At 29.4% G+C, this 10,658-nt stretch carries 11 protein-coding genes and 2 pseudogenes; 6 read left to right on the plus strand and 7 right to left on the minus strand.

Translation table 11 applies throughout. The annotated features are described in order from the left end of the window. Nucleotides 1–35: 35 nt before the first annotated feature. Nucleotides 36–958, minus strand: a pseudogene (locus tag HMPREF3046_RS02855) (GTP-binding protein). A 222-nt stretch (nt 959–1,180) separates the two neighbouring features. Here HMPREF3046_RS02855 and HMPREF3046_RS02860 point away from each other — a divergent pair. Further along, nucleotides 1,181–1,618, plus strand: coding sequence for a global transcriptional regulator MgrA (locus HMPREF3046_RS02860; RefSeq protein ID WP_070716279.1), 438 nt, complete (start codon nt 1,181–1,183; stop codon nt 1,616–1,618). Between the two features lie 115 nt (nt 1,619–1,733). On the opposite strand, the gene HMPREF3046_RS02865 is transcribed toward HMPREF3046_RS02860, so the two are convergent. Continuing rightward, nucleotides 1,734–3,401, minus strand: a complete 1,668-nt coding sequence (locus HMPREF3046_RS02865; protein WP_070716281.1) for an amino acid ABC transporter ATP-binding/permease protein — start codon at nt 3,399–3,401, stop codon at nt 1,734–1,736. Beyond that, nucleotides 3,385–5,028 (minus strand): ABC transporter ATP-binding protein/permease, encoded by a 1,644-nt coding sequence (locus HMPREF3046_RS02870; RefSeq protein ID WP_070716283.1) that lies wholly within the window; start codon nt 5,026–5,028, stop codon nt 3,385–3,387. The genes HMPREF3046_RS02865 and HMPREF3046_RS02870 overlap by 17 nt, the downstream gene beginning before the upstream one ends. 285 nt (nt 5,029–5,313) lie before the next feature. Here HMPREF3046_RS02870 and HMPREF3046_RS02875 point away from each other — a divergent pair, with 285 nt between their 5' ends. The 4 genes and pseudogenes from HMPREF3046_RS02875 to HMPREF3046_RS02890 all read left to right on the plus strand — a co-directional run bounded on the left by HMPREF3046_RS02875 (nt 5,314) and on the right by HMPREF3046_RS02890 (nt 7,825). Then, complete coding sequence (locus tag HMPREF3046_RS02875) at nt 5,314–6,183, plus strand: undecaprenyl-diphosphate phosphatase (RefSeq protein WP_070716286.1); 870 nt, start codon at nt 5,314–5,316, stop codon at nt 6,181–6,183. 141 nt (nt 6,184–6,324) lie between these two features. Then, nucleotides 6,325–6,777: pseudogene (locus tag HMPREF3046_RS02880) on the plus strand (hypothetical protein); the annotation flags it as partial. A 23-nt stretch (nt 6,778–6,800) separates the two neighbouring features. Beyond that, a complete protein-coding gene (locus HMPREF3046_RS02885; protein WP_070716287.1) occupies nt 6,801–7,262 on the plus strand; it encodes a YaiI/YqxD family protein in 462 nt (153 codons plus the stop codon). Beyond that, nucleotides 7,259–7,825, plus strand: a complete 567-nt coding sequence (locus HMPREF3046_RS02890) for an LOG family protein (RefSeq protein ID WP_070716288.1) — start codon at nt 7,259–7,261, stop codon at nt 7,823–7,825. The genes HMPREF3046_RS02885 and HMPREF3046_RS02890 overlap by 4 nt, the downstream gene beginning before the upstream one ends. 224 nt (nt 7,826–8,049) lie before the next feature. Here HMPREF3046_RS02890 and HMPREF3046_RS02895 read toward each other — a convergent pair whose 3' ends face one another. The 4 genes from HMPREF3046_RS02895 to HMPREF3046_RS02910 all read right to left on the minus strand — a co-directional run bounded on the left by HMPREF3046_RS02895 (nt 8,050) and on the right by HMPREF3046_RS02910 (nt 9,734). Then, nucleotides 8,050–8,595: a GNAT family N-acetyltransferase gene (locus HMPREF3046_RS02895; protein ID WP_070716291.1), complete on the minus strand. Its 546-nt coding sequence runs from the start codon at nt 8,593–8,595 to the stop codon at nt 8,050–8,052. A 100-nt stretch (nt 8,596–8,695) separates the two neighbouring features. Beyond that, nucleotides 8,696–8,992: a hypothetical protein gene (locus HMPREF3046_RS02900; protein ID WP_070716292.1), complete on the minus strand. Its 297-nt coding sequence runs from the start codon at nt 8,990–8,992 to the stop codon at nt 8,696–8,698. A gap of 154 nt (nt 8,993–9,146) precedes the next feature. Beyond that, a complete protein-coding gene (locus HMPREF3046_RS02905) occupies nt 9,147–9,524 on the minus strand; it encodes an SA0632 family lipoprotein (RefSeq protein WP_070716295.1) in 378 nt (125 codons plus the stop codon). Between the two features lie 84 nt (nt 9,525–9,608). Beyond that, entirely contained in the window at nt 9,609–9,734 is a 126-nt protein-coding gene (locus HMPREF3046_RS02910) for a GNAT family acetyltransferase (protein ID WP_070716298.1), read from the minus strand. Nucleotides 9,735–9,856: 122 nt separating this feature from the next. Between HMPREF3046_RS02910 and HMPREF3046_RS02915 the strand changes: the two genes are divergently transcribed. Then, a complete protein-coding gene (locus HMPREF3046_RS02915) occupies nt 9,857–10,546 on the plus strand; it encodes a DUF1129 family protein (protein WP_070716301.1) in 690 nt (229 codons plus the stop codon). The last annotated feature ends 112 nt before the right edge of the window (nt 10,547–10,658 follow it).

Consider the following 10,658-nt stretch of genomic DNA (forward strand, 5'->3'; position numbering starts at 1 on the left):
CTCATAACCTCTCACATAAAAATCAAGGAGTCGTTTTAAGTAAATTGAATCATTTCTAACTGGTTTTTCAAACGTGTTGTATCAAGCTTTTCACCAATAATAACAATAGTTAATGGAACTTCTTTATCAATCATTCCATAAGTAGGTAATCCCATTGAAAATTGGAATTCGTATATTGAATCCGCCTGATCTTTAAATTTTACAAATCCTTTTAATCTGAATACTTCATCTGGCAAACGCATTATAAATTGATAAAATAATTGTCGATCAATAGAAGAGCTAAACGTATATTTCATAGATTGTATATTATGATGATGGACATGAACATGCCTATTAATATCAGCAGATTTATTTTTCACTACTACGTCATCTAATTTACTATATGTAGTCACGTAAATCGTTGCTTTATTATTAATAAAAACCAATTGTTTTTTTATATTTGCTAATTCTACTTGTGTCACTAAATCCATTTTATTAAGAATAATTACATCACTATATTTAATTTGCTCTTCCATTAACTCATTCGTCTCTGACGTGTATTTCATTCTATTATTAAATCTTAACGCATCAACAAGACCTATGATTTTAGGAATTTCCACGTCATTAACTACTGTTGGATCTTGGCACGCTGCAAAGACTTCTAAAGGATGTGCAATTCCAGTCGATTCAATAAGGATGTGTTGACTTTTATTTTTTTAATAAGTGATTGTAACTGTAACACTAGATCATTATTTAAGTCACAACATACGCATCCATTGATTAATGATTTTACGGTAATATCTTCTTCGACAAGTAAACTATCAACGTCAAAAGCGCCGAATTCATTCATAATAATTGTTATTTTCTCATCTTTTTTTAATAATTGGTGTACATAATGATTCAAAAATGTAGTTTTACCACTTCCTAAAAAGCCACTAATAATTGTAATAGATATTTTTTGATTTTTATTATTTATCATTTTAAAAACTCATTTCTATATAAAATGTATTTGAAATTAATATTATAAAAATGTATGTTAGATTACACTTGATTAAAATAGTGTTTTCTTCTAAACTTTAAGCATACTTTAATTTTAGCATGGCATTGAAATGAAGTGTGTGATAATTTATATTTTACACAACATAGACGAACTTTAATCCGAAATAAAGAGAAACGGATAAATGTCTGGAGGAGAACTTTAATGTCTGAACAACACAATTTAAAAGAGCAACTTTGTTTTAGTTTGTACAATGCACAAAGACAAGTAAATCGCTACTATTCAAATAAAGTCTTTAAAAAGTACAATCTTACCTACCCACAATTCTTAGTTTTAAGTATTTTATGGGAGGAATCCCCTGTAAATGTTAAAAAAGTAGTTACTGAATTAGCTTTAGATACAGGCACAGTATCACCCTTACTAAAAAGAATGGAGAACGTTGATTTAATTAAACGCGAACGTTCTGAAATTGACCAACGTGAAGTATTTATTCATCTTACTGAAAAAAGTGAAAATATTAAACCCGAACTAAGTGATGCATCTCAAAAAGTTGCCATCGCTTCTTCTTTGAGTAATGATGAAGTCCATGAACTCAATCGTCTATTAGGTAAAATTATTGCTGCTTTTACCGAAAATAAATAATATGACATGCTAGTACTAAACTAATTAAAGTTATTCATTTCAAACTGTAATTTATATATTTATCAATAGTGGAAAACCTGAGAGCACTTTTTAAAGCTATCTCAGGTTTTTTATTTTATAATTTATTAATATGAATCATGCGATTTAAATAACCCTTATTTTGACTTAATGATACATAATCTCCATACTCAACCACCTCACCTTCGACCATTACGATAATGGTATCGAAATATGGAAGTAAGTCTAAATCATGTGTAGCAACAACTAATGTTTCTGCTTGTTTGTTAATTTCTTTCATTACATTGTTCGTATTATCTTCATCAAGCGCTGTAGTTGGCTCATCTAATAGCCAAATGTTAGACGATTTTAAAAATAAACGTGCTAAAGATAAACGTTGAATTTCACCACCAGATAAAGAAGTTCCATCTAAAGTCAATTGAGTGTTCAAATTTAAATAACTTAAATTCAACATATTTAAGACATCGATTAAGTTTTCATCTTTTTGATTAGATAATAAATTTTCTCTAACAGTACCATCAAATATTTGTTGAGATTGTAATAACGCATTGATTTCATTATATCTATCATTTTCATTAATTTGAGTAATAGATTGTCCATATAACTCAACACGGCCTTCTTCTGTTTCATATAAACCACATAGCAGTTGCATTAACGTACTTTTTCCTGAACCAGAAGGTCCAATGATAGCTACTTTTTCACCTTTATGGATGGTTAAATTAATATCGTTTAATACTAATGTTTCTTGATTAAAATATTTAAAGTTTAGATTAGAAATACTAAATACAGGTTCTTGTTTTGTCTGTACATTTAACTCAGGTGTAGTGATCGAAGAATTAAACACCTCATTAATATCTGTTAACGCTTGATCTGTATCCGCTTTATAATAAGCAAAATTACTCATTGGAATAGCTTGTTCGAACAAAGTTAAAATCATTAATATCATACTCGTTACATATATAACATCTAAATATCCATGTTCAATTTGTATCACGCTTAAAGCTAAACTTAAAAAAATCGTTACAATAGAAATGAGATTCAATATATAATCATAAAATGTTAAAAATCGATTTTCTTTAGATTGTAATCTATCATAGTATTCTAATGACTTAGCGACTTTCTTTTTATATACATCTTGTTGATTAAAAGTCATTAACTCTTGATAACCCGCTTTATAATCATAGAACTCAGCCAACATTTTTTGTTCATGAGTAGTAACTTGTTGTTTAAGTATGCGTACACGCTTAGCACTTAACCATGGTATAATCCATAAATAAAATAGCATACTTATGACAATTAAAATAGCATGAGCAATACTAAAATAAATTAATGCAACAGCAGCAATTAGCGCAGTTAAACCTATTACAAAAGGGGGATAATATACACGTAAATATATGTTTTGTAGTGATTCTACTTTATTGACCATTCTTGAGATTAAATCACTCGATCTAAATTTACGATAAATATTAGGCACTCTTGGAAAAAGTTGCTTTACAAACTGTACTCTTATATTCCTTAACATTGTAAATGTAGTTCGATGGGATAATAATCTTTCAACATATCGCGTCATAGCACGTAAAAATCCAAATAATTTTACAGAAACGACAAGTATCATCAATGCGTAAATAGGCATACCTAGTGCACTTTGAGTTACCATATATCCGCTTAGGAAGAACATTGTAAGTGCTATTAGGCTTCCAGTAATGCTTACTAATATAGCTAAAAATAAATCTTTATCTAAATGAAATTTAATATGTGGCTTCATTTTTATTCACCATCTTATTTAATTGCGTAGACATTTGATTATCATCTATAATAAGATGACCTTCTTTTACATATATACGTCGTGTTGCACGACGTATAGTCGAATTACGATGTGCGATTGTAATTGTAGTAGCCTGCTTAAAGTTATGCTCTAATGTTTGTTGAACAACACGTTCAGTTTCAATATCTAAACCACTAGTAGGCTCGTCAAATATCAGGATATCCGGACGTAGTAATAGTACTCTACAAAGTTCTATTCTTCTCATCTGACCTCCAGATAACATTTCTCCACCTTCACCAATTACAGTATGAATTCCTTTATTTAAGCTTAAAATCTTCTCTTTAAGTCCTACTGTTTCTAAAGTTTGTAAAATTTTTTCATCTGAAACCTCATTAAACATCGTAATATTATCTTTAATAGACGCTGAAAAAATATATGGATGTTGTTTTAACATACCTATATCTGTAACTTCAGAATTAAATATAATACGACCTTTTGTAGGTGTTATCATTTGCTTAATAAGATTCGCTAGTGTGGATTTTCCAGCGCCACTTGGACCAACAATTGCAATTTTTTCTCCTTGATTGATTGAAAAAGTTATATCTTTTAATGCATATAGAGTCGTATTAGGATATTGATAACTTACTTTATCGAAGTAAATTTGATTTTGCTGATTCTCATTTATGATAGGCGTGTTAATACTTGATTCTTCAATATTATTTAAAAAATCAAAAATAATATCACTTGCTCCTTCACTTTGTTTACCAGTATGGAAGGCTTGACCTAAATCTTTAATTGCATTGTAAAATTCTGGTGCTAAAATAATCGCAATTACAGCAATTTTAAAGTTAATATGGTGAAACACGACTAAACTTAACGTCGCTTCTAGTGCAATTAAACCAATACCTAACATACTTATAAATTCAAGCATAAGACCAGATAGAAATGCACTTTTTAAAATTTTCATCGTTAACTCCCTAAAGTGTGTGCTCTCTTTATATATACGATTTTCCGTCTCCGTTGTTCGTCTAAATAGTCTTAAAGTAATCAAACCTTTAGCTATATTTAAAAAGCGTTGGCTGAATTGATTTAAATACGTCATTTGTTCTTTAGATTCGTCTCGTGTTTTCAAGCCAAAAATAATATAAAATAATGGAATAAATGGTGCAGTAACCGCCATAATAATAGCAGTATTAAGATGTATAAAACACATTACACTAATAATGACAAGTGGTATGAACAAAGATTTAAACACTTGCGGCAAGTAATTATTAAAAAAGGGTGTCATTCCATCTATAACTTCAGTTAAAATGTTTGTTTGTACGCCAATTGAAGCTTTAGACTTACTTGTTACTATTTTTTGACGAAGGTCATGTTTAACTTTATAAGCTAACATATCCCCTAATCGTTGATTCAACATATTAAACGTGACTCTCAAAATTAATACAATTAAAATAGTAAATAACAATGGATAAATAGCTGAAATCTTGTGGTACAAGACTTGATTCAAAAACTCAGCAATTCCAATATTTTGAATCACTACACATATGGCTAACAATATACTAGTCAATCCCATAAACATTGGAAATAATTTATATTTAAAGACTAAACTCATTAAATTTTTCAAATTCTTCACCTAATGTTTAATTATAGAATCTTGAGCACAAATAATCATTTAATTGATTTCAAAGTTAAGTGAAAATATTATGTCATTTCTTTGAATTATTCATCTTCCACACAATACAACAAAATCATTTTTTATTTCAAAACAACATGACATTATTATCATATACACCGGTAATTATTAGTAAATTATTATTTTAATATGCTATGATAATAAAGTGAATTTTTTAAAATAAAATATTTAGCATAAATAAAAGTTCATTTTTTACATAAAAGAAAGAGGTTACTTATGATAATTATTGAATTTATTAAGGCGTTAATTTTAGGTATTGTAGAAGGGCTTACTGAATTCGCTCCTGTTTCATCTACGGGTCATATGATTCTTGTAGACGATATGTGGTTAAAATCATCTCAATTTTTAGGTTCTCATTCAGCTTTTACTTTTAAAATTGTCATTCAACTAGGTTCTGTTTTTGCTGCTGCATGGGTCTTCCGTGAACGTTACTTCGAAATGTTACATATCGGAAAATACAAACATGTTGCTCATAGTGAGGGAATGCGTTCTAAACCTCGCCGATTGAACTTACTTCATGTATTAGTAGGTATGATTCCAGCTGGAATTTTAGGTGTTCTTTTTGATGACTTTATTGAAGCGCATTTATTTAGTGTACCCACTGTCATGATAGGATTATTCATTGGCGCTATTTATATGATTATTGCTGATAAATACAGTACTAAAGTAAAACATCCGCAAACAGTCGATCAAATTAATTATTTCCAAGCATTTGTCATTGGTATTTCGCAAGCAGTCGCAATGTGGCCTGGTTTCAGTAGATCTGGATCAACAATTTCTACTGGGGTATTAATGAAACTCAATCATAAATCTGCTTCTGATTTTACGTTTATTATGGCAGTCCCAATTATGTTAGCTGCAAGTACATTATCATTACTTAAAAATTATCAATATATTGATCTTGCACATGTCCCATTTTATATCATTGGATTCTTAGCAGCATTTATTGTTGGTTTAATTGCAATTAAAACCTTCTTACATTTAATTAATAAAGTGAAGTTAGTACCATTTGCAATTTATCGAATCGTATTAGTTATTTTCATTGCTATTCTTTATTTCGGATTCGGTATTGGTAAAGGAATTTAATAATATCACACTGAAATTCTTTTTGAATTTTAGTGTTTTTTTATAAAAATTTTAGATAACCATTTTAATCTAGTGCAATCGTTTAAATTCCTGTATCATAGGGTAATGAAAGAGAAAGAAAATTTTATGGGGGCAACGAGTATGGACAAAAAACAAGTTATTAAAACAGCAATGAACGTGTTACCGATATTTATCGTACCACTAGTTGTAGAACGTAAAAAAATTAAGTCTCATCCAGATGTTCAAAAAGCTTCGCATGCAACTTCACATGCTACACATACAGTAGCAAATAAGGCATCTGATGTTAAAGATTACTTTGGTGATAAAAAACAAGAATTCGATAATAAGCGTGAACTCAAAAAAATTGCTAAAGAAAATGACCCTAAATATATTAAGAAAAAAGGATCAAAATTAGCTAAAAAAAACCATAAACAATCTTCTAAATTAGAGAAAAAACTTCAAAAAAATATTGATAAACGTCATAAAGAAGAAGAAAAACTTCAAAAATATAATGAAAAGCAGCGAATTAAAGAAATGAAGAAATATGATAACTATAATGCCGACAGTATGATTACTCAAAATCAAGTGTTACATTCAGAAAAGGTTACAAATAAATAATGACAACCATATTTGTTGATGGTGATGCTTGTCCAGTCGTTAATGAAATTATTGAGTTAACAGCTGAGACAGGCTTTTTTGTTACGATTTTACGGAGCTTTAGTCATTTTTCTCATTCTTATTATCCAAGTCATGTAAATATACTATACGTTGATGATGGACCAGATGCAGTTGATTACAAAATTATACAACTTGTAACAACTAGCGATATTGTGATTACTCAAGACTATGGATTAGCTAGTTTATTACTAAAGAAAGTCAGAATGATAATGCATCATAAAGGATTTATCTATAACGAAAATAATATAGATATATTACTTCAACAGCGTTATAATAATGCACAAATTAGAAAACAAGGTGGACGTCATAAAGGACCCTCCTCTTTTTCAAAAGCAGATCGACAGCACTTTTGTGATGTTTTTCAAACCTTACTTAATCAATTAATGGAGGATACAAAATGAAACGTATAGCAGTATATTGTGGAGCAAGTAAAGGGAATAATTCCATTTATGTTAAAGAAGCGTATCAATTAGGAAAATATATAGCTGAACAAGGTTATGAACTCATTTTTGGAGCTGGTTCAGTAGGTATCATGGGCGCTATTCAAGACGGCGTACTAGATTACGGAGGCCGTGCAATTGGAGTGATGCCTAAAATGTTAGATGAACGTGAAATTACAAGTCAAAAAGTAAGTGAGCTCATTCTTGTAGACTCAATGCACGAACGCAAAGAAAAAATGACTGAATTAGCAGATGCTTTTGTTATGGCACCAGGAGGAGCTGGTTCTCTTGAAGAGTTTTTCGAAATGTATAGCTGGGCACAAATTGGTATACATCAAAAACCAATAGGCATCTTTAATTTAAATGGATTCTTTAATCCACTTCAAACTTTAATTGATCATATGATTGAAGAAGGTTTTATCGATAAAAAATATAAAGAGTTAGCATCTTTATATGACACTAAAGAGGCTCTAATTGATGGATTACTTAATTATAAACCTCTTGGTGTTAGAACCTATGATTAATGAATACTATAAAAAAGAACGGGCCAACGAATTCAGAAAGAATTCGTTGGCCCGTCCTGGTTTCGGCACCCAAATATAGAGACTTTCATGTTGAGTGTTTCTATATTTGGGTCTAGGACTAGAAATAAATTTGTTTTTATCATCACATTTTTAATGTGGTCCATGACTTTTAATATACTAAAAACCTCTAGGGTTTCTATTTATCTTCTAGTCTTTATTAATATTTATATGTTCAACTTTTTTTGATATCTTACATGTCTTTTAAGTGGATGATATTTACTTAGTTCAGGCAGTTCAAAATAATCAAATAATGACATCCCAATTTTTTCCATTACTTTTCGAGAGGCCAAATTCCCCTCAGCAGTGAGACTAAATACTTCTTCTACGCCTTTTTCTTTTGCATACTCTAAAACAGCCATAGCACCCTCAGTAGCAATACCATTTCCCCATACTTCAGGGATAAGTCGCCATCCAATTTCATATATAGGTAAATTTTGAAAAGGATATTTACTATCTTTTGGTAAGTAGTTTAATCCTATGTATCCGAGCCATGCTCCTGTCTCTTTAAGCTCAACAGCAAACAGCCCAATTCCTTTTTCTTTTAAAATATCATCCATTCGTTGCATATCTAATTCTGAACGTCTATAACTTAATAGACTTGGAAAATAGCGTCTTACCTGAGGATTTGCATTCATTTTTTGAAAAGATAATAAATCTTTTTCTTCCCAATCACGCAATCTCAATCTTTCTGTTTCTATATAAACAACCATTTATCCACACTCCATTACCCAAATACAATTATGAAAAAAGTGTGGCATGGAGTATATAACCATAACACACTTCGTTTCGTTCATTTTGATTAAAAGATTATTAGTTTTTTGAAATATAACTTATTAATTCGATATGTACTGGAATTTCTTTTAACTTATTGCGTTGATTTTTAGGTGCTACAAAGGTTGCATCGATATAATCATTACGATGATTAAGTTTGAAAGTAGCTACAAATGTATCACTTTCTGATTCAAAATTTGGCAAGTGTGCTACAACACGTTTAATGTCTCCAGTTGAATGAGTTACTGTACGTCCAGTAATATTTTCAATCTCTTCACCTAATTCTGGAAGTGTCATATCACGTCCCTCTAGGATTTGAAAATCATATTCATGCATAGTTATCTCTCCCATACTATAAATTATGTGCTGAATGTTATTATTATATTTTTAAACTTTATTTTCAAATATATCGATATTATATTCAAAATGTATTTAAATACTACTACCCTACTTATTCTATCGTCAAACCTGCAACCTTTTAGAACCTATATTAGTTACTCTCTGTAGACGAACTAGAGCTTGTATTATTACTTGATTGTACACTATTTGAGTCACTACTTTGTTCTTCAGTACTACTAGAACTTTCATTTGATAAATTCGTTTGATTTGAGTTATCCTTTTTGGATTTTTCAGTTTCTTGTTTAACAGATTCTTTAGCAACAGAACTATCTACTTCTTTTTGTAACTTTTCTCGTTGTGCATTGAGCTTTTCTTTTTGTTTCTCTAGATTATTTTTTTCATTTTTTAAATCTTTATTTTCTTTTTCTAGCTGTTTAATATCATTTTCTAAAGATACTTTTTCTTCACTTTTACCACATGCTGATAATGTTAAAGTCGCTAATAGTAAAAACACAACCCACTTCTTCATATAGTTCTCCTTTAAATATATATCAATAACACTTATTTTAACATGAAATGTAGCTTGATTCATTTTTAATCTTCTCTCAATCATTTATTGTCTTAAACTTATAGAGAACGTTGTAGCATGATAATTTAATGCACTTTTTTCTAAGTAATATTCATGAATGTTTGTAATATTCTCAATTAATTGATAATCAGTCATTGAAAGACTTTTCATTTTATATTCTCCCTATTTACACATTATATTCTTTACATAACTATGATATGATTATTCATATTTAATATGTAATAATCAACTTTTAAAATTTTTAAATATTTTTATTTTTAAGGGGATAATAAATGAAATCGACTGCAACATTAGCCCGTGAAAACAACGTGAAATCAATGCGTTTAAATAATACGGATCGAGAAATTTTTGAAAACTACATGACTTATATTAGAGCAGATTTACGTGTAAATCCGCATGATAGTGAACTCATGCTCAATCGTATTTTGAAGGAGTTACTTGCCGCAGAGAATGATGGAACTTTAGCTCTTGAGTTTTTCGATCATGATCCAAAAGCACACGCTAAAAAACAACTTAAATCCCTACCAAATGAAACATTTAAAAATATTATTAAATCTATTTTTAGAAATTTTATCTTTTTAATAGGTATATTCTTTTTCTTTAAAGGGTTTATCGGTTTTTTTGTTCCTGATAATCATAATGAAGTATATTTATATACTTTTCCTATTACGTTCTTCATTGGTTTAACTATTATATTTCTTTTTATTTTAGTCGTTTTTAAAACTGTTCAATTACAGTGTTTTAATAATTCGCATTGGATTTGGTGGTTTAATTACTGTATTATCGCATTACTAGTAGTCGCACTATTTTATGTGTTTTTTATTCCACAGTCATTTTTGGCATATGGACCTAGTATTCAAATTAATAATTGGGCATTTATTATCATCTCTCTAATTATTACACCTATTGCTTTCTATATAGAACATCATTTTGTTGATGAAGATTCAAATACTGTGTTATAAAAATATTAAATAAAAGTCTAGAATATTATTCTCAGAAAAATAACAACTCATTGCGCTACATATAAAACAAAATAATGATAAATGGACTGACCCCAATTAGTGGGAATGATAT

Source organism: Staphylococcus sp. HMSC070D05, assembly GCF_001815595.1.
Lineage (GTDB): Bacteria > Bacillota > Bacilli > Staphylococcales > Staphylococcaceae > Staphylococcus > Staphylococcus hominis.